Source organism: Streptomyces sp. NPDC059142, assembly GCF_042755665.1.
Lineage (GTDB): Bacteria > Actinomycetota > Actinomycetes > Streptomycetales > Streptomycetaceae > Streptomyces.
In genome coordinates this window covers 42982-61682 of record NZ_JBHZDA010000028.1, presented here as the reverse complement: position 1 = coordinate 61682, position 18701 = coordinate 42982, and the positions used below count along the sequence as shown (strand labels likewise).

14 protein-coding genes are annotated in these 18701 nt (G+C 74.2%); 6 read left to right on the top strand and 8 right to left on the bottom strand.

Features of this window, described 5'->3' with window-relative positions:
• Positions 1–118 precede the first annotated feature (118 nt).
• Positions 119–3436 carry a cytochrome P450 gene (locus ACFXPK_RS13615; protein WP_385074895.1) on the bottom strand — a complete coding sequence of 1106 codons (3318 nt, stop codon included), beginning with the start codon at positions 3434–3436 and terminating at the stop codon, positions 119–121.
• Between the two features lie 204 nt (positions 3437–3640).
• Here ACFXPK_RS13615 and ACFXPK_RS13610 point away from each other — a divergent pair, with 204 nt between their 5' ends.
• From ACFXPK_RS13610 to ACFXPK_RS13590, 5 genes are all read left to right on the top strand, one after another.
• The gene (locus tag ACFXPK_RS13610) at positions 3641–4318 is read left to right on the top strand and encodes a PAS domain-containing protein (RefSeq protein ID WP_385074892.1); all 678 of its coding nucleotides are present in this window, start codon (positions 3641–3643) and stop codon (positions 4316–4318) included.
• A gap of 86 nt (positions 4319–4404) precedes the next feature.
• A complete protein-coding gene (locus ACFXPK_RS13605; protein ID WP_385074889.1) occupies positions 4405–5106 on the top strand; it encodes a GntR family transcriptional regulator in 702 nt (233 codons plus the stop codon).
• A gap of 80 nt (positions 5107–5186) precedes the next feature.
• Entirely contained in the window at positions 5187–6194 is a 1008-nt protein-coding gene (locus tag ACFXPK_RS13600) for a 1-aminocyclopropane-1-carboxylate deaminase (RefSeq protein WP_385002971.1), read from the top strand.
• Positions 6195–6335: 141 nt separating this feature from the next.
• Complete coding sequence (locus ACFXPK_RS13595; RefSeq protein ID WP_385074886.1) at positions 6336–7196, top strand: hypothetical protein; 861 nt, start codon at positions 6336–6338, stop codon at positions 7194–7196.
• Positions 7197–7287: 91 nt separating this feature from the next.
• On the top strand, positions 7288–8358 hold the full coding sequence (locus ACFXPK_RS13590; protein ID WP_385074884.1) for a bile acid:sodium symporter family protein: 1071 nt from the start codon (positions 7288–7290) through the stop codon (positions 8356–8358).
• Between the two features lie 26 nt (positions 8359–8384).
• Here ACFXPK_RS13590 and ACFXPK_RS13585 read toward each other — a convergent pair whose 3' ends face one another.
• The 7 genes from ACFXPK_RS13585 to ACFXPK_RS13555 all read right to left on the bottom strand — a co-directional run bounded on the left by ACFXPK_RS13585 (position 8385) and on the right by ACFXPK_RS13555 (position 17464).
• Complete coding sequence (locus ACFXPK_RS13585) at positions 8385–9047, bottom strand: TetR/AcrR family transcriptional regulator (RefSeq protein WP_385002963.1); 663 nt, start codon at positions 9045–9047, stop codon at positions 8385–8387.
• Positions 9014–11038 (bottom strand): CocE/NonD family hydrolase, encoded by a 2025-nt coding sequence (locus ACFXPK_RS13580; RefSeq protein WP_385074881.1) that lies wholly within the window; start codon positions 11036–11038, stop codon positions 9014–9016. Before ACFXPK_RS13580 ends, ACFXPK_RS13585 begins: the two co-directional genes overlap by 34 nt.
• A gap of 64 nt (positions 11039–11102) precedes the next feature.
• A complete protein-coding gene (locus tag ACFXPK_RS13575) occupies positions 11103–12884 on the bottom strand; it encodes a dipeptide ABC transporter ATP-binding protein (RefSeq protein ID WP_385074878.1) in 1782 nt (593 codons plus the stop codon).
• Entirely contained in the window at positions 12884–13810 is a 927-nt protein-coding gene (locus ACFXPK_RS13570) for an ABC transporter permease (protein WP_385074875.1), read from the bottom strand. Before ACFXPK_RS13570 ends, ACFXPK_RS13575 begins: the two co-directional genes overlap by 1 nt.
• Before the next feature lie 11 nt (positions 13811–13821).
• The gene (locus ACFXPK_RS13565; protein ID WP_385002952.1) at positions 13822–14781 is read right to left on the bottom strand and encodes an ABC transporter permease; all 960 of its coding nucleotides are present in this window, start codon (positions 14779–14781) and stop codon (positions 13822–13824) included.
• 7 nt (positions 14782–14788) lie between these two features.
• A complete protein-coding gene (locus ACFXPK_RS13560) occupies positions 14789–16432 on the bottom strand; it encodes an ABC transporter substrate-binding protein (protein WP_385074871.1) in 1644 nt (547 codons plus the stop codon).
• A 144-nt stretch (positions 16433–16576) separates the two neighbouring features.
• Positions 16577–17464 (bottom strand): helix-turn-helix transcriptional regulator, encoded by an 888-nt coding sequence (locus tag ACFXPK_RS13555; RefSeq protein WP_385074868.1) that lies wholly within the window; start codon positions 17462–17464, stop codon positions 16577–16579.
• Positions 17465–17682: 218 nt separating this feature from the next.
• Here ACFXPK_RS13555 and ACFXPK_RS13550 point away from each other — a divergent pair, with 218 nt between their 5' ends.
• Positions 17683–18627: a D-2-hydroxyacid dehydrogenase family protein gene (locus ACFXPK_RS13550; RefSeq protein ID WP_385074865.1), complete on the top strand. Its 945-nt coding sequence runs from the start codon at positions 17683–17685 to the stop codon at positions 18625–18627.
• The last annotated feature ends 74 nt before the right edge of the window (positions 18628–18701 follow it).

Below are 18701 nucleotides of genomic sequence, written 5' to 3'. Positions count from 1 at the left end.
CACCCGCGCTGAGTGTGGGGGGGTGTGGGGGGCCCTGGGCGAGGGCGGGGGGGCCTGTGTGGGGCACGCCCCCCCCCCCCCCCGGGCGGCCGGGGGGGGGGCGCCCGTCCGGGGAGAGTCAGCCGGTGTGGACGTCCTCGGCGTAGCGGCCCTGGGCGGTGAGTTCCTGGAGCCACCGCTGGGACGCCTCCTCGTCCGCGCCGGGGGTGTGGCGTACGTACAGCTCCCGCAGGGTGTCCCGGACACCGGGCGCCATCCGGGCGCCGTCGCCGCAGACCCGGACACGGGCGCCCTCGCCCAGCAGGGCCCACACCTCGTCCGCCTCGTCGGCGAGCCGGTGCTGCACGAAGCGCCGGCCGCCGACCGGGGTGTGGCTGAAGGCGGGACGCATGCTGACCGCTCCGGCCCGCTCGGCCGCGCGCAGCTCGTCGGCGTGCAGATAGTCCGCGTCCGCGCTGTCACAGCCGAAGTAGCAGAGCGCGGGGGCCAGTCGGGCGCCGCCCTCCACCAGAGCACGCCGCTCGGCGACGGCGGCGCGGAAGGGCGCGAGACCGGTACCGGCGGCGATCATGATGACCGGGGTCGTCGCGTCGTGCGCGAGACGGAACGCCTCCCGGCAGGGCTGGACCCGGGCGAGCACGGTGTCCCCCGGCCGCAGCGAGGTGAGGTACCCGGAGCCGACACCGGTGTGTTCGCCGCGCCCGGAACGGGCCGGCGCGTCCAGGAGCGAGACCATCAGGTCGGCGTGGTGCGGGGCGGCCGAGGGCGAGGAGGAGATCGAGTACTGGCGGGGCCGCAGCGGCGGCAGCAGCTCCAGCAGCACGGGCCAGGTGAGGGCCGTGCGCAGGGCCAGGTGGTCCTCGATCAGATCGAGCAGGGTGCGGTGGTCGGCGGCCCGCGCGTCCTCGTCGTCGGCGAGCGCGCGCAGCGCCGCGCTCTCGGGAGGGCACGGGTTGAGCGCGGCCAGGGTGGCCAGATGGGCGGCGGTGGGGCGGTCCTGGAGTTCGACATGGCGGGTGAGGAGTTCCCGTACGGTCACCGGCCGGTCGACGGCGATCCCGCCCCGTACGGGACGGTTGGCGACGATGTTCAGGACGGTCCCGGGGTCCGCGTGAAGCAGCGCGGCGGCGCGGTCGACCAGGGCGGGGGCGTTGGCGGGGAGCACGGTGAGGTGGTCCGCGGTGCGGTAGGTGACCCCCTCGGGCAGGGCGAGCCGGACGAACCGCTTGACCCGGGGGTGGGCGGGGTCCGTGAGCGGCGCCGCCTCCGTGACCGTCATCGGGAGAAGTCCGTGGCGGGCGGTCAGTGGGGCGAGCGGACCGCCGGTGACCTCGGTGACGGTGTAGGCGGGGGTGTCGTCGCCGGTGTCCCGTACGGGGTCCCCGGCGGTGTCGGGGTCGCCGTGACGCTCCAGGAGTACGGTGCGCAGCGCGTCCGCGAAGGCGTCGACGGACCCGGTCAGATCGCCGGAGGCGTCGGCCTCGGCGCGGGCCAGGAGCCGGGTGGCGCCCAGCGCGGCGAGCCGGTCGTCGATGAGCGTGGGGACGCGCTGGTAGGTGGCGGCCCAGTTGCGGTCGCCGACACCGAGGACGGCGTAGGTGACCCCGTCGGCGGCGCCGGGTTCCGCCTGCTCCAGCCAGCGGAGGAAGGCCGCGGCGTCGTCGGTGGGCTGCCCGTTGTAGGAGGCGGCGACGATGACGACGGGCCGGTCGGTGGGGAGGGCCGCGGTGTGCGCGTCGAGCGGCGCGACCTCGGTGGCGCAGCCGAGGTCGCCGGTGACGGAGGCGAGCAGCCCGGCGAAGTCGCGGCAGGTCCCGTAGTTGGTGCCGTGCAGCAGGAGCGCGCCGGTGCCCTGCCGGACCCGTACGGGGAGCCCGGCCCGCCGCGCCGGGTCGTGGCCGCCGTCGGCGGCGGCGGGCGCGCCGGGCGCGTTCACGGGGCCGGCGGGCAGCGCCGCGCGGGCCGCCGTCCGGTCGGCGGGGGTGCGCCGCCGGGGGGTGAGGGTGAAGCCGTCGGGCTTGATGGTGAGGGTCTGCTTCAGGGTGAGCTGGTAGTCGTCCTGGTCGATCAGCCGGTAGCGGTGCACCAGCATCCCGAGCAGCATCGTCGCCTCGTGCAGGGCGAACTGCCGTCCGATACAGGCCCGTTCGCCGATGCCGAAGGGCTTGTACGCGTGCGGGGAGCGGGCCGCCTCGGCCTCCGGGGAGAAGCGGGCGGGGTCGAACAGCTCCGGGTTGTCGCCCCACACCGAGGGGTCGCGGTGCAGCATCGGCACGACGACGAGGACGCCCTCCCCCGCGCGCAGCGGCAGCCGTCCCGCGAGCACGGTGGCCTCGCGCGCCTGGCGCTGGAAGCCGGGGGCCGTGGGCCACAGCCGCAGCGCCTCGTTGAGGACCTGGCGGGTGTAGCGGAGCCGCCCGACGTCCTCGTAGGTGGGTTCGGGGTCGGGGGCGTCCCCCCACAGCTCGTCCACCTCGCGCTGGACGAGACGGAGCACGGTCGGGTCCTTGAGCAGGTAGTACAGGGCGAAGGAGAGCGCGCCCGAGGTGGTCTCGTGACCGGCGATCAGGAAGGTGATGATCTGGTTGCGGATGTTCTCCAGGGAGAGGGTGGTGCCGTCGGAGGGGTGGGGCGCGGTGAGCATCAGCCCCAGCAGGTCCTGGGCCTCCTCGGCGCCCTGCTGTCCGCCGGGGCCGTCCGCGGCGGCGGTGCGCGCGGCGATGACCTCGTCGACGACCGAGGCGAGATGGGCCGCGTCGGCGCGGAACGCGGCGTCCGCCTCGCTGTGGTCGGTGTCGGGGGCGCGCAGCAGCCGGGTCATGGACCAGTCGAGGCAGCGCACCATCGCGTCCACGAAGGGGTGCGTACCGTCCCGTTCGAACGAGCCGAAGTCGAAGCCGAACCCGCTCAGCCCGATGGTGTCGAGGGTCATCCGCGTCATGTCGTCGGCGACGTCGGCCGGGGTCCCCTCGGCGGCGTGCCGGTCCCAGGCGGCGGTCACCCGGTGGGCGACCTCCAGCATCACCGGGTGGTAGGTGCGCATGGAGCCGAGGGAGAAGGCGGGCATCAGGATGTCGTGCGCCTTGGCCCAGTTGGGCTCGTCGTTGTACGCCGTGAACAGTCCGTCGGCGGCGAACTCCCTGACGTTCTCCAGCGCGGGCCCCACGTACTTGGCGAACCGCCGCTCGTCGGCCAGCTCCGTGACGACGTCGAGGCCGGCCGCCATGACGAGGTCCCGCCCGTACCTGCGCTGCACGACGAGCGGGCCGTGACGGCGCATCAGCTCCATCTGCACATGGACGGGGAGGCTGCCCGAGAAACTCTCCGAGACGTCGGAGACGGGCACGGGGTCGGGGACGGGACCGGGACCGGGGTCCCCGGCGGACTCGGTGGTGCCGGTCGCTGCGGTCCTCGTCGGGAGCACGGTCTCGGTCATGTGCGGGTTCACCTTCCGCTGACGTGGGGCGGGCTGCCGGCCGGTGCCGGGGAGCCTTCGGCGGCTCCTTCAACCCTGGCCCGGAGCCGCCGCGTTGGACGGCTCCGCTCCTACATGTTCCTGTAGTGTCGGGTCGCGGTCCGGGGTTGCCCCGGCCATCGGAGTGTGAGAGGGGCCGGCGCGTTGACGCAGGGACAGACCCCTATGGAATGGGACGGCGACGCGGTCGCCTGGCGCAACCGGGCCTTCCTGCTCTTCGACCGCCTTCCGGCGCCGATCGCGCTCTGCTCCCCGGACGGGGGCGTCCTGCTGGCCAATCCGGCGATGGCGGCGGAGTGGGGCGTGCTGCCCGGCCGGCTGCGGGGGCGCAGCGCGCTGGCCCTCTTCCGTACACCGGGGACGGGCCAGCTCCACGCCGTCGCCGACGCGGTACGCCACGGCCGCAGGTCGCGCTACCCCGTCGAGGTGTCGTGGTCCGCCGCCGGGGGCGCCGAGCGGTACGGCGAGCTGACGATCGACCTGCTCGGCGGCCCGAAGTCGGAGCCCGTCCTGCTGCTGGCGCTGCGGGTGCGCGGGGAGCGTCCCGCCGTGCCCCCGGCCACCGGCGCGGCGGACGCCCGCGCCGGCGGGACCAGTACGGCCGAGGCACGGATCCTCGCGCTCGTGGCGGGCGGCAGTACGACGGCGCAGATCGCCAGGACGGTCGGGCTGACCGTCGACGGCGTCAACTACCACCTGGGCCGGCTCTCCCGGCGCTGGGGCGTCGGCAACCGGGCCGCGCTGGTCGCGCACGCCTATGTGACGGGCGTTCTCGCTCCCGGGACCTGGCCGCCCGCCCCGGCCGAGGACGGGCGGCCGGACGCGGACCCGCGTCCTTCCTGAAGCCGGGGTCCCCGCCTCCCCCGAACCCGGTCCGCCCACGGGTCCGCCCTTGACAGCACCCCCGGTCGGCGCATGCAATATATTGCATGCCGATTCCCGATACCTCGCTCACCTCCCGGGTCCTGCTGCGGGACCGCGCCTTCACCGCCCTGCGGGACGCCATCGTCGACGGCACGCTCCGCCCCGACGAGCAGCTCAGGGAGAGCGAGCTGGAGCGGTGGATCGGAGTGAGCCGTACGCCGATCAGGGAGGCCCTGATGCGGCTGGAGCGCAGCGGTCTGGTGGTGAGCAGGCCCGGCCGGTCGACCCGGGTGAGCGCGCTCGACGCCGGGGCCGTCCGCGACGCGCAGCCGGTGGTGGCGGCCCTGCACGAGCTGGCCGTACGGCTCGCCGTCCCGGTTCTCGCCCCGGCGGACATCGAGGCGATGCGGGCGGAGAACGAGGCGTTCGCGGCGGCGCTGGAGCGGGGCGACGTGACGGGCGCGCTGGCGGCCGACGACGCCCTGCACCGTATCTGTGTGACGGCCGCGGCCAACACCGTCGTCACGGACGTGCTCGACCAGTACGCACCGCTGCTGCGCCGGATCGAGCGGGTGCGCTTCTCCTCCTCGGCCGGACTCGGCTCCGTCGCCCTGCACGACCGGATGATCGACGCCTGCGCGACGGGGGACGCGGCCACCGCGGCGTCCGTCGCGCACACGACCTGGATGACCCTCGCCGACGCGGATCCCGACGCCGACCCCGACCCGGCCGTCTCCGGCGGCCACGGTCTGGTCCTCGCCCGCTGAGCGAGCCCCCTCCCCCGCCACCACGGCGCCCGCACCCCCGCACGTCCCGCACCACCCACTCCGAGCGAGAGGAACACCCCGTGGCGATCGAGGACTTCGCACGCTATCCGCTGCTCTTCGGCCCGAGCCCGATCCACAAGCTGGAGCGGCTGAGCCGCCATCTGGGCGGCGCGGCCGTCTGGGCGAAGCGCGAGGACTGCAACTCCGGGCTCGCGTACGGCGGCAACAAGACCCGCAAGCTGGAGTACATCGTCCCCGACATCCTGGAGCAGGGCGCGGACACCCTGGTCTCGATCGGCGGATACCAGTCGAACCACACCCGCCAGGTGGCCGCCGTCGCCGCCCATCTGGGGCTGAAGGCCCGGCTCGTCCAGGAGAAGTGGGTGGACTGGCCCGACCCGGTCAACGACAAGGTGGGCAACATCCTGCTCTCCCGCATCATGGGCGCCGATGTCCGCCTGGACTCGGCGGGATTCGGGATCGGCATCAAGGACTCGTGGCAGCAGGCGATGGACGAGGTGCGCGCCGAGGGCGGCACACCGTACGCGATCCCGGCCGGCGCCTCGGAACACCGGCTCGGCGGTCTCGGGTTCGCCAACTGGGCGTACGAGGTGGAGCGCCAGGAGGCCGAGCACGGTGTCTTCTTCGACACGATCGTCGTGTGCAGCGTCACGGGCTCCACGCACGCCGGGATGATCGCCGGGTTCGCCGGGCAGGACCGGCCCCGGCGGGTCATCGGGATCGACGCGTCCGCCAGGATCGAGGAGACCAGGGACCAGGTGGAGCGGATCGCCCGCCATACGGCGGAGCTGATCGGGCTCGGGCGCGAGCTGCGCGACGACGAGATCACCGTGCTCGAAGGGTGGGCGGGCGACCTCTACGGCGTCCCCGTCGAGTCGACGCTGGAGGCCATCCGGCTCACCGGGGCCCTGGAGGGGGTGATCATCGATCCGGTGTACGAGGGCAAGTCCATGGCGGGGCTGATGGATCTGGTCCGTACCGGCGGGATAGGCAAGGACTCGACGGTGCTCTACGCCCATCTCGGCGGCCAGCCCGCCCTGAACGCGTACAGCGGAGCCTTCGGCTGAGCGAGGCCGCGCACACCCGGTCCGGGGCCGCCTTTCGGCTCCGGACCGGCCCGGGATAAGTGGTTGAAGGAAATAGCACTCGATGTAGTGATCTATAGCGGCAAATCGACCCATAAGATCTCAATGGCCGTTGATCACGTCATGGAACCCAGAGAGTTGTGGGAGCGTCACTCCGTGCTCGCGGCGGCATTCTGCGGCAGTGACGACCAGGTCCGGGAGGCCCAGGGCATTCTCGACGAGGCGCAGGCGGGCCGGACCCGGATGCTCGCCGCCTTCGCCGTGACCGTCGGCAGCGACTGCGCCGTCGCCAACCTCCTCGGACTCAACGAGCGCGAGGTACGGCTCGCCCGGCGCACCGTCGGCAAGGACGACGCCCGTACGGTCGCCAAGCACCTCCTCACCGTGGCACCCGACGACGACCACCAGACGGAGGGCGCCGCGCCCGCCGATCCGGGGGCCGCCGGGTTCGGCCCGGGGGCGCAGACGGAGTTCCCGGCCGCCGAGCAGACCGTCCCGCCGCCGCCCACGCAGACCCCGCACTCAGCGGCCACGGCCACGGCCGTGCCGGTGGCGGACTCCGCCTGGTCGGCCGCGCTGGACGCCGTCCTGGTGGGCGGCTGGCACACCGGGCTCGACCTGACCGCGCTGGCCTCGGAGTTCGGTCTCGAACTGGCCCATCTCGTCGCGCGGGCCCAGCGGCTCTCCGCCGAGGGCCGGCTCAACCACCCCTCGCCCCACGAGGACCGGGCCGGCCGGCACCGGCGCCTCGACGCGATCCCCCCGACGGAGCTGGGCGGCCACGCCTCCGGCGGGCCCTCGGGCCACGCGGTGCCCTTCCCGCGGAACAACGACGACATCACCTGGCAGCAGATCCCCGCCCACACCCCCGCGTGGGACAGCTCCAACGCCACCCAGACGGACTGGAACGGCATCGTCAGCCACTGGCACCAGACGGCCGCCCCGCTGGCACAGCCCTGGGAGCCGGCCAACCAGTACACCTGACCACCAGCCCGACCGTCCCGCTCTATGGTCATTGATGACCATATGATGAGACGGTGTTGCGCGGGGCGGCGCCGAGGCGTTGCATCGCGCCGTGCGATCCGAACCTGACTCCCCCACCGAAGCCACCCCTGACGGCCCCGACGCCGCCGCCCCCGCCTCGTCCGGCGCGCCGGTCACCGCCGCCCCCGAGGCGGGCGACACCCGCGACCGGGCGGCACGGCGCGCCGTCACCGTCTTCCCCGTCCTCGTGCTCGCCGCGGGCGCCCTGGGGCTGCTGACCCCGGGCACCTTCGCGGGCTGGTCGGTCTCGGTGCCGTACCTGCTGGGCGTCGTCATGTTCGCCATGGGTCTGACCATGACACCGAAGGACTTCGAAGGGGTGGCCAAACGGCCCTGGGCGGTCGGGCTGGGCCTGGTCGCGCACTATGTGATCATGCCGGGACTCGGCTGGCTGATCGCCAACGCCCTCGATCTGCCGCCCCAGTTGGCGGCGGGGGTGATCCTGGTCGGCTGTGCGCCGAGCGGGACCGCGTCGAACGTGGTGACGTATCTCGCGCGGGGCGACGTGGCGCTGTCGGTGTCGGTCGCCACCGTCTCGACGGTGCTCGCGCCGCTGGTGACCCCGCCGCTGACGCTGCTGCTGGCGGGCGAGTTCCTGCCGGTCGACGCGGGCTCGATGGTCACCGACATCCTGAAGACCGTGCTGCTGCCGGTCCTCGCCGGGCTGGCGGTCCGGCTGCTCGCCGGGCGGTACGTCGACCGGGTGCTGGGGGCGCTGCCCTGGCTGTCGGCGCTGACGATCGCCGTGATCGTCGCGGTCGTGGTGGCGGGCAGCTCCGCCGCCATCAAGTCGGCGGCGCTGCTCGTCTTCGTCGCCGTCGTGCTGCACAACGGGCTCGGGCTGGCGCTCGGGTACGGCGCGGGCAAGCTGGCCGGGCTCGGCGCGCCCGCGAGCCGGGCCATGGCCTTCGAGGTCGGCATGCAGAACTCCGGGCTCGCCGCCTCGCTGGCGACCGCGCACTTCAGCCCGCTGGCCGCGCGGCCCGCCGCCGTGTTCTCGGTGTGGCACAACGTGTCCGGCGCGCTGGTCGCCGCGTGGATGGCGTACCGGGCGCGCAGGTCCGAGCCGGTGGCCGGGGCCGCCGCCGAACCCGCGCGCTGAACCCCTCGGGGGGGGACGGCGCGCCGTCAGGCCCCCCGTTCCAGCTCCACCTCGACCAGCCGGTAGAGATGGCGGCGCGCGTCCGGCGTGGTGAGCGGCGGGGACTGACGCAGCCGCTGGAGCGCGAGCCCGTCCGCCAGCGCGGCGAAGCGCACGGCGAAGTCGGCCGGGTCCTCGCAGGTGAAGTCGCCCTCGTCCCGGCCGCGTTCGACCAGGGCGCGGATCTCGCCGTGCCAGCTCTCGTACCGCGCGGCCTGGCCGCGGGCGAACGCCTGGTCCCGGTCGCCCGCGTTCCAGTAGTCGAACCACATCCGCCAGTGCCGGTCGGTGTGGTCGGTGAAGAGCGCGTCGATCAGCAGCCGCAGCCCCTCCGCAGCCCGGGTGGCCCGGTCGGCGGAGGCGCTGAGCGTGGCGTAGTACCGCTCGATGTGCAGCACCATCGCCTCGGAGAGCACTTCCTGCACGCTCTGGAAGTGGTACGTCACCGTGCCGACGGACACCCCGGCCGCCGCCGCGACGTCCCGTACCCCGACGGCCGCCGAGCCGCGCTCCGCGATGAGCGGCACCGCCGCCTCCGCGATGAGGCGGCGGCGCACCTCGGTCGGCTGGCGGGTCCGGCTGGCGGCGTCGACGGCCCGCCGTGGCGTCCGGCCCGTCATCCGGATGTCCTGGGGGTGGTCCTGTGCCATGACCGGTCGGCCACTGTCTCTCCGTTCGCCCGTGCTACGAGGGTGCTCTCCATGATGAACTCCGTCGCCGTGGCCCGTAGTTCCGTGCTGGTCGTGACGGACGCGTCCCAGCCGTCCGGGCGCCGCAGCCGGATCGTCCACCGTGAGACGGCCACGGCCGAGAGCGGATCACCGGCACGGATACGGTAGACCTCGCGGGCGCTCTCCTCGTACCGCAGCCCGTCCGGGTAGGTACGGGAACCGCCGTAGTTCGGGTCGACCTCCAGGCTCCACTCACCGGTGGCGACATCGTGCCGTACGACCCGCTCCGGGCGCGGCGGGGCGGCCGGGTCCGGGGCGTCCACGGTCACCGCGAGCGGCACGGCCTGCTCCGGCTCCTCGAAGCGGATCGGGGCGCGCCCCGCGTCGTACGCAGGATCCCGCACGGGGAGCAGGACGGCGCTCCCGCCGGGGAGCACCGTCAGCGAGCCGCGTTCGCCGTGCGGCCAGACCCAGGGCCAGTACGTGTCGGAGACGGCGACGCGGACGCGGTGGCCCGGCGGGAAGGCGTAGCCGGTGGCGTTCAGTTCGAACTCGACGTCCTCGAAGGTGCCGGGCACCCAGGCGTCCGCCCGCTCCCTGCCGTGCCGGGAGAGCAGATTGAGCACGCCCCGGGTGACGAGGGTGGACGAGCCGTCGGGCGCGACGTCGCAGACACGGGCGATCACATGGGCGCGCGGGGTCGTGGAGTCGAGCCGGAGCCGGACCCGGGGCCGGCCGAGGATCTCGGTCCGCGCGGTCAGCGGCGGCGAGTCGAAGCAGACGGAGCGGCCGTCCTCCTCGCGCTGGTCGGGCGGCAGGTCGGTGGGGTTGCCGAACGGGAAGAAGCGGCCCGCGTCGAGCCCGGTGTGGTGCGGCGACCGTACGGTCACGGGGGCCGCCCCGGGCTCGCCGAGCGGCCGTTCGTCCCAGGTGACGGCGGGCGTCGGCCAGGAGTCGGCGCCCACCCAGCGGCCCGGCATCGTCGTGTACGAGGTGGCGGGCGGGACCGGGTCGTTGATCCAGGCGCGCAGGGCGGGCTCGGCCATGATCCCGGTGTCGGCGTCCTTGAGGTGCTGGTCCCACCAGCGCAGCGTCTCCTGGAGGAAGCCGATGGCCGGTCCCGGCGGCAGCCCCCGGTCCGGGTACTGGTGCGACCAGGGCCCGATCAGCCCCCGTACCCGCCCGGGATCGAGGTGTTCGACCAGCCGCAGCACGGTGTCCCGGTACGGGTCGGCCCAGCCGCCGACCGCGAGCACGGCGGCGTCGACGGCGGAGTAGTCCTCGCAGACGCTGCCGTGGCGCCAGTAGTCGTCCCGCTGCTGGTGGTCGAGCCAGGTGTGCAGGTACGGGGTGATCGCGTCGAGCCGTTCGCGCCACAGCGGCAGCCAGCGGTCCGCGCCGACCTGCGCGGGGTCCGGGGGCCGGGCGGTGAACGCGAGCATCGTGCCGGCCCAGGCGAGCATGTCGATGCCGAGGACGGCGCCGCCCATGTAGTGGACGTCGTTGTCGTACCGGTCGTCGGTGGAGCAGACGGTGACGATCGCCTTGAGCGGTTCGGGACGCAGGGCGGCGATCTGGAGCGCGTTGAAGCCGCCCCAGGAGATGCCGAACATGCCGACCTTCCCGGTGCACCACTCCTGTGCGGCCAGCCAGTCGACAACGTCGACGCCGTCGGCCAGCTCCGTCGCGGTGTACTCGTCGAGCATGACGCCCTCGGAGTCCCCGCTGCCGCGCAGGTCGACCCGTACGGACGCGTAGCCGTGCCCCGCGTACCAGGGGTGGCGCTGGGCGTCCCGGGGCGCGGTCCAGTCGCTCTTGCGGTACGGCAGATACTCCAGCAGGGCGGGGACCGGATCGGCCGCCGCGGCGGCGGGCCGCCAGATCCTGGCGTGCAGCCGGGTGCCGTCCCGGGTGGGGATCCAGACGTCCTCGGTGTGGACCGGCCGGTCGAACGTCTCGCGGTATCGCATGGTGGGGCCTCCTTCGCGCCCGGGCGGGCGCCTGCGGGTCGGGGTCACGGCGGGGCCCGGCGGGTCAGACGGCCGCCGGGCGCCAGCGGCGGACGCGGTGGCGGCTGGTGATCTCCGTCCACATGTCGTCCCCGGACGCCGCGTCCTGCCACTCCTCCTCGGGGACCGGGACCCGCTCCGCCTCCGGGTCGGGTTCCAGCGCGGCGGCCATGAGCCGGCGTGTGTACGGGTGGGCCGGGGCGAGGAACACCGCTTCCGTGGGGCCCTCTTCGACCACGACGCCGTGCCGCAGCACCAGGACCCGGTCGGCGATGCCGCGGACCACCGCCAGGTCGTGGCTGATGAAGAGACAGGCCAGCCGGCGCTCCCGGCGCAGGTCGTCCAGCAGCCGCAGGACCTCGGCCTGGACGGAGACGTCGAGCGCGGTGGTGATCTCGTCCGCGATGAGCACGTCGGGCTCGCCCGCCAGCGCCCGTGCGATGCCGATGCGCTGGCGCTGGCCGCCGGAGAGCTGCGCGGGCAGCCGGTCGGCGAACTCCGGCGGGAGGTGGACGTCGGCGATGAGGCGGCGGGCCCGTACCGCCGCGTCCGCGCGGGAGACCGCCGTACCGAAGACGCGCAACGGGCGGCGTACCGCGTCGCCCACCGAGCGGCGGGGGTTGAGGGAGGTGTCGGCGTTCTGGAAGACGAGCTGGACCTTGCGGCGCAGGTCGCGGGGGCGCTTGCGGGACGGTGCGGTGAGGTCCCCGCCGTCCTGCCCCTCGGCCGCCGCCGTCATCGTGCCGCCGGACGGGGCGCGCAGCCCGGCCAGCGACCACGCGAGGGTGGACTTGCCGCTGCCGGACTCCCCGACGAGCGCCAGGATCTCCCCGCGCCGCACCCGGAACGACACCCCGTCGACGGCGCGGGAGGCCCCGTAGTCGACGGTGACGTCCTGGACGGCGACGGCCTCGGGGGCGTCGGCGGGCAGCACGGCCCGGGGCCGGATCTCGCGTGTGCCGTCCTCGGCGACCAGCACGAGTCCGTCGTCGGCGAGGCGCGGCACGGCGGCGAGCAGCCGGCGGGTGTACGGCTCGGCGGGCGCCCCGAAGAGCCGGCGCGTGGACGCGCTCTCCACCACCCGGCCCGCGCGCACCACGGTGACATGGTCGGCCATGTGCGCGACCACCCCGAGGTCGTGGCTGACCAGGACGGCGGCGAGGCCGAGTTCGTCGCGCAGCGCGCCGATCAGGTCGAGGACACCGCGCTGGGTGACGACGTCCAGGCCGGTGGTCGGTTCGTCCAGGACCAGGACCCGGGGGCGGGCCGCGATGGCCATGGCGATGGCGACGCGCTGCTGCTGGCCGCCGGAGAGTTCGTGCGGATAGCGCCGGGCCAGCTCGGCGGGGCGGGGCAGCCGGACCTGTTCGAGGAGGTCCGTCACCGAGTGGCGCGCGGTGTCCTCGTCGCGGAGCGCCTCGGCGATCTGCCGGCCGACGCGCAGGGAGGGCGTGAGCGCGTGCCCCGCGTTCTGGGCGACCATCGCGACCGTACCGCCGCGCAGCCGCCGCAGCTCACGGGCCGGCAGCGCGAAGACGTCCTGTCCCACGACGCTCACGGTGCCCGCGGTGATCCGGGAGCCGTGCCGCAGATGGCCCAGGAGCGTGGCGGCGACGGTGGACTTGCCGCTGCCGGACTCGCCGACCAGGGCGAGGGTCCTGCCGGGCCGTACGTCGAGGGAGACGTCCTGGACGACGGGGATGTCCACGCCGCCCGAGCGGTAGGCGACATGGAGGCCGGTCACCGAGACCAGCGCGGTGTCCCGGGCGGCCGTACCGGCGGCGGCGCCGCTCGTGCGGGTGGTCATCAGGAACCCTCCCTGATCCGGTCGACGCCCCACGCCTTGGAGAGGCCGTCGGCGGCGAGGTTGAGCCCGACCACGAGGGTGGCCAGGGCGATGATCGGGGCGAGGCTGGCCATCGGTACGACGGTGATGGCGGTCCGGTTCTCCGCGACCATCAGCCCCCAGTCGGGGGTGGGCGGGTTGGCGCCGAAGCCGAGGAAGGACAGGGAGCTGATCAGCAGGACGACCCACGAGGCGCGCATCGCGAACTCCACGCACACCACGTCGGTGATGTTGGGCAGCACCTCGCGCCGCAGGATCGACCAGGTCGACTCGCCCCGGGCGCGCGCGGCGGTGACGTAGTCCGCGGGGACGACGGCGAGGGCCGCGCCGCGCACGACCCGTACCACCTGGGGTACGTAGACGACGGCGATGGCCAGCACGATGACGCCCGGTCCGGAGCCCAGCGCGGTCACGATGACGAGCAGGGCGAGGATCGAGGGGACGGAGAGCACCGCGTCCAGCACCCGCATCAGCGCGTCGTCCAGCCGGCCGCCGCGCAGGGCGGTGGCGCAGCCGAGGACGGTGCCGAGGGCGATGGTCAGCAGGGTCGCGGCGGCGGAGACGCCGAGCGCGTACCGCCCGCCGTGGAGCACGCGGGTGAGGACGTCGCGCCCGTACTGGTCGGTGCCCGCCCAGTGGTCGGCGCCCGGTCCGAGCAGGGCGCGCGCGGAGTCGCCCACGGTGGGCGCGTACGGGGTGAGGAGCGGGGCGAGCGCGGCGACGGCCACATGGACGGCGACGACGGCGAGGCCGACGGAGGCGGCGCGGGAGGAGCGTACGGTCCGCCAGGTGCGGGCCGCGGGGCCCGGACGTACGGGCCGTGTGTCCGCGGGCGACGGCGCGGAGTCCGTGGGGCTCGCGGTCTTCGGGGAACGCACGGAACTCATCGGGTCCTCACTCATCGGGTCCTCCCGCCGCGGATACGGAGTTTGGGGTTCAGGGCCATCGCGCCGAGGTCGGCGGCGAGGTTGCACAGGACGTACACGACCGCGCTGATGAGGGCGATGGCCTGGAGGACGGGCAGGTCGCGGTTCTGCACGGAGGAGAGCATCAGCTTGCCGATGCCCGGGTAGTTGAAGACGTTCTCGACGACGGCGACGCCGCCGATCAGCCAGGCCACGTTGAGGGCGATCACATGGAGCGTGGGCAGCAGGGCGCTGGGCAGGGCGTGCCGGGTGACCACGTGCCAGGAGGAGAGCCCCTTGAGGCGGGCGGTGGTGACGTACTCGCTCGCCATCACGTCGATCACGGAGGTGCGGGCCATGCGCACGATGTACGCGGCCATGACCACGGCGAGCGAGGCGGCGGGCAGCCAGACCGCGGGCAGCAGTTGTCCGGCGGTGGCGCCGGGTCCGTAGAGCACGACCGCGGGGAAGAGCGGGAGGGCGACGGAGAAGGCGAGGACGAGCACGGTCGCCACGACGAACTCGGGGACGCTCATGCCGACCAGACTGACCGTGGAGATGAGGTGGTCGGGCCAGCGGTCGCGGTAGTACCCGGCGACGACTCCGAGGACGAGGGAGCCGGTGACGGCGAAGAGGACGGTGACGGCGGCGATCAGCAGGGAGTTGCCGAGGTACTGCGCGACCTCGCCGCCCACCGCCTTGCCGGAGACGAGCGAGCTGCCGAAGTCGCCCTGGACGGCGCCCTTGACCCACTGGACGTAGCGCTCCCAGGCGGGCTGGTCGAGATGGAGCCTGTCGCGCAGCGCGGCGACCGCGGAGGGCGTGGCGTCCTTGCCGAGGACCTGGGTGGCGACATCGCCGGGCAGCGCCTGGACGGCGAGGAAGACGAGGACGGAGGAGAGCACGAGGGTGCCGAGCGCGGTGACGACGCGGCGGGCCACGAAGGTGAACACGGTGGTCTCAGGCTCCCTTCAGGCCGATGCCGAGGTAGTCGAACTCGAAGCCGTGCTCGGCGTAGCCGCGCACGGAGCGGGAGATGCCGACCAGCCGGTCCGCGAACATCGGGGTCATCGCGCCGCCCTTCTCGATGACGAAGGTCTGCGCCTGGCCGTACAGCTCGCGCCGGCGCGTGTCGTCGGTCTCGCGCCTCGCCCGGTCGAGCAGGGCGTCGAAGGCGGGGTCGGACCAGGCGGTCTCGTTGTAGCCGGAGCCGCCGCGGAAGACCTGGTTGAGGAGCTGGTCGACGGGGCGGCCGGTGAACCAGTAGGTGGCCATGAGCGGCTTCTTCATCCAGATCTGGGTGTAGTACGAGTCCGCCGACGCGGTCCTGACCCGGATCCGGATGCCGGCGCGCCGGGCCGACTCCTGGTAGGCGAGGGCCATGGGCGTGAAGATCGGGTCGTAGGACGAGGTGTAGAGGTCGACCGCCAGCCGCTCGTGGCCCGCCTTCTTGAGCAGGTGCCGGGCCTGCTCCGGGTCGTGGACGGGGTGGTCGGCGAGGTGGTTGGGGTCGCTGGGCGGTACGGGGTTGTCCCAGCCGAGGGTGCCGGCGCCCTGGAGCGCGACCTTGAGGACGTGCTCGGGGTCGTAGGCGAGCTTCATCGCCTGGCGTACGCGGACGTCGGTGAAGGGCTTCTCGGTGGTGAGCATCGGCAGGACGTACCACTGGGCGTCCTTGACGCGGGCGATGGTGGCACGGTCGGAGGCGGCGACGACCCGGGCGGTGGCGAAGTCCAGATTGGTCTGGGAGAGCAGGTCGACCTGGCCGGCGAGGAGCGCGTTCGAGCGGGCCTGCATGTCGGCGACGGAATAGAAGTCGATGGCGTCGAGGACGGGCCGGCCGGCCCAGTGCCCGGCGTACGCGGTGACGCGTCCGGGTCCGGCGGCGGTGAACGACGTCAGTTTGAAGGGCCCGGTGCCGATGCCGGTACGGCCGATGGAGCGGGCGCTGCCGTCGGGGATGACGTAGCAGTTGTAGTGCGTCAGCAGGCTGGGGAACTCGGCGTTCGGGGTCTTCAGCGGAACGACGAGGGTGTGCGCGTCGGGGGTGCGCAGGGTCTTCGGGTCGACGAGCGGTTCGAGGACGGCGGCCTGCGGTGAGGCGGTCGCGGCGTCGAGGATGTGGCGCAGCGTGTAGGCGGCGTCGGCGGAGGTGAAGGCGCGGCCGTCGTGGAAGGTGAGACCGCGGCGGAGCCGGAAGGTCCAGGTACGGGCCTGGTCGTCCGGTTCCCAGGACTCGGCGAGGTCGGGGGCGAGCAGCCCGTCGGGGCCGACCCGGACGAGCCGGTTGTAGAGGGCGCCGAGGTATTCGTACGCGGAGAGCGCGCTCGCCGGATCCAGTGTCTCGGCCTCGGAGGCGGGCGGCCTGGCGATGCGCAGGGTGCCGCCGCGAGCGGGTTTGCCGGCGGGCGCGGCCTCGGGGAGGGCGCCCGTCGCCCCGGATCCGGCGCCGCCGGAGCAGCCGGTGAGCAGCCAGGAGGCGCCGAGCGCCGCGCCGCCGGCCGCCGCGGCGGTGAGCAGCGAGCGCCGGGGCGGTCCGGCCGCGCCGGGCTTTCCGGCCCGGCCGGCCGCGCCGGGGTCCGTTCGTCGGTCAGTGTCGGACATGTACCGGACACCCTTCGCATTGATTCGTTCCGCTGAACGATTGGGTGAAGTGCGTGAACGATAGCCAGGCGTCATCGCCGCGCCAACCCCTTGTGCGCGGAAATTAACCCGGGAAATCGACTCGTTACCTGGCGCGACCGGCCGTCAACCGGCGCGCGGGGCGGCCGGCGGCCCGTAGAGCGCGGCGAGTTCGGCCGCGAGGCGCGCGAGGTGGTCCCTGGCCTCCCGGGGCGCGAGGATCTCGATCCTGGCCCCCAGTCCGGCCAGTTGCGCGGCCAGTGCCTGCGGCGAGGGGCCGTCGGCCTCGAAGGTCATCCAGCCGTGGGCCAGCGGGCGCCCGAGCCGCAGCCGCCCGGGGAACAGGGCCCGCAGGGCGGCCTCGGCGCCGCGCTCGGCCCGGCCCCGTACGGTCGCCGCGCGGGTCCGTTCCTCCGCGGTGGAGGCGAGGGAGCGCCAGGCGACCGCGAGGTCGAACCCCTCCGGGCGGACGGCGGGGTCCCCGGTCGGCTCGACGGAGGTGACACGGCTGAGCCGGAAGATCCGCAGGGCGCCCGGACCGCCGGCCGCTCCGGTGCTCGCGACGAGGTAGCGGACGCCTGCCTTGGTCGCGAGGCCCAGCGGATGGACGATCCGCTCGTCGGCCGCTCCCCCGGGCCGCTCGTAACCGAGGCGGACCTGTGACCCGTCGACCACGGCGCGTTCCAGGGCCCTGAGGTGCGGTGTGGCGCCCTCGTCCGGGACACCCGGGACGCCCGGGACATCAGCGACGCCCGGGACGCCCGGGACCAGGAACAGCTCACGGATCTCGCCAACGGTCAGCCCGACCGGATCCGTCCGCGCCCCGCCCACCAGCGCCCAGCCGCCGCCCCGCCCGCGCTGCGGATAGACGGGGATACCCGCCGTCGCCAGGGCCTCCAGATCACGGCGCGCCGTACGTTCGGACACGGCCAGCTCCGCCGCCACCTCGGTCGCGGTCACCCGTCCCCGCGCCTGGAGGAGCAGCAGCGTCGCCACCAGGCGATCGGCCCTCATACCGCCATTCTCCTCCTCGGGCGGTGCGGACGAGGGCGCCAGGCCCCGCCGTGACGCCCGGCCGGCGGGGCGCGGCCCCGGCCCGTCGTGTTGACTTCCGACCGGAGCGGTCCGGGGCAGGTGCGCCGGGACCGGCCCGTGCCGCCCCGTACGCCCACGCGTACACCCGTACACGCCGTACGGCTGTGATCCCGTGATCCCGTGTGAAGGAGCCATCCATGCGTATCGCCGTCCTCGACGACTACCAGCGGGCCGCCCGTCGCTTCGCCGACTGGGACGCGCTCGGCGGCGAGGTGGTCTTCTTCCACGAGCCGCTGTCCGGTGTGGAGGCGGTCGGCGCCGCGCTGGCCGGTTTCGACGTGGTGGTCGCCATGCGCGAACGCACCCCGTTCCCCGCCGAGTTGTTCGACCGGCTGCCCGCGCTGCGGCTGCTGGTGACCACGGGCATGGCCAACGCGTCGCTGGATCTGGCGGCGGCGCGGCGCCACGGGGTGACGGTCTGCGGCACGGAGGCCGTGCCGCACGCCACGGCCGAGCTGACCTGGGGTCTGATCCTCTCGCTGGCCCGGAACATCCCCGCCGAGTCGGCCGGGATGCGCGAGGGCGGCTGGCAGCGGACGATCGGCCGCGATCTGCACGGCCGTACGCTCGGTGTCGTCGGTCTGGGGCGGCTCGGCACCCGGGTCGCCGCGATCGGCGCCGCGTTCGGGATGCGGGTCCTCGCGTGGAGCAGCAATCTGGACGCGGAACGGGCCGTGGCGGCGGGCGTGGAGCCGGTCGACAAGCGGACCCTGTTCTCGCGGGCCGATGTCGTCACCGTCCACTACAAGCTCAGCGAGCGCAGTACGGGGCTGATCGGCGCCCGGGAACTGTCCTGGATGAAGGAGACGGCCCTGCTCGTCAACACCTCACGCGGCCCCCTGGTCGACACCGCCGCCCTGGTCGAGGCGGTGCGCGCCGGGCGGATCGCGGGGGCCGGCCTCGATGTGTACGACCTGGAGCCGCTGCCCGCGGACGACGCCCTGCGCACCCTTCCCGGCACGGTCCTGACGCCGCATCTCGGCTATGTCACCGAGGCCACGTACGAGGTGTTCTACGGTCAGGCGGCCGAGGACATCGCGGCGTTCCGCGCGGGCGCCCCGCTGCGCGTCCTCACCGGCTGAGCGCCGTCCGAACCCGCACCGGGAGGCGACCGCTCCGGGGGACGGCCGCCCCGCGCACCGCCGCGACGGAAGAC

Excerpts from the sequence above, each read along its gene's own strand:
- ACFXPK_RS13615 (WP_385074895.1), bottom strand. The coding sequence starts at position 3,436 with ATGACCGAGACCGTGCTCCCGACGAGGACCGCAGCGACCGGCACCACC.
- ACFXPK_RS13610 (WP_385074892.1), top strand. The coding sequence starts at position 3,641 with ATGGAATGGGACGGCGACGCGGTCGCCTGGCGCAACCGGGCCTTCCTG.
- ACFXPK_RS13605 (WP_385074889.1), top strand. The coding sequence starts at position 4,405 with ATGCCGATTCCCGATACCTCGCTCACCTCCCGGGTCCTGCTGCGGGAC.
- ACFXPK_RS13595 (WP_385074886.1), top strand. The coding sequence starts at position 6,336 with ATGGAACCCAGAGAGTTGTGGGAGCGTCACTCCGTGCTCGCGGCGGCA.
- ACFXPK_RS13585 (WP_385002963.1), bottom strand. The coding sequence starts at position 9,047 with ATGGCACAGGACCACCCCCAGGACATCCGGATGACGGGCCGGACGCCA.
- ACFXPK_RS13580 (WP_385074881.1), bottom strand. The coding sequence starts at position 11,038 with ATGCGATACCGCGAGACGTTCGACCGGCCGGTCCACACCGAGGACGTC.
- ACFXPK_RS13575 (WP_385074878.1), bottom strand. The coding sequence starts at position 12,884 with ATGACCACCCGCACGAGCGGCGCCGCCGCCGGTACGGCCGCCCGGGAC.
- ACFXPK_RS13570 (WP_385074875.1), bottom strand. The coding sequence starts at position 13,810 with ATGAGTTCCGTGCGTTCCCCGAAGACCGCGAGCCCCACGGACTCCGCG.
- ACFXPK_RS13560 (WP_385074871.1), bottom strand. The coding sequence starts at position 16,432 with ATGTCCGACACTGACCGACGAACGGACCCCGGCGCGGCCGGCCGGGCC.
- ACFXPK_RS13555 (WP_385074868.1), bottom strand. The coding sequence starts at position 17,464 with ATGAGGGCCGATCGCCTGGTGGCGACGCTGCTGCTCCTCCAGGCGCGG.
- ACFXPK_RS13550 (WP_385074865.1), top strand. The coding sequence starts at position 17,683 with ATGCGTATCGCCGTCCTCGACGACTACCAGCGGGCCGCCCGTCGCTTC.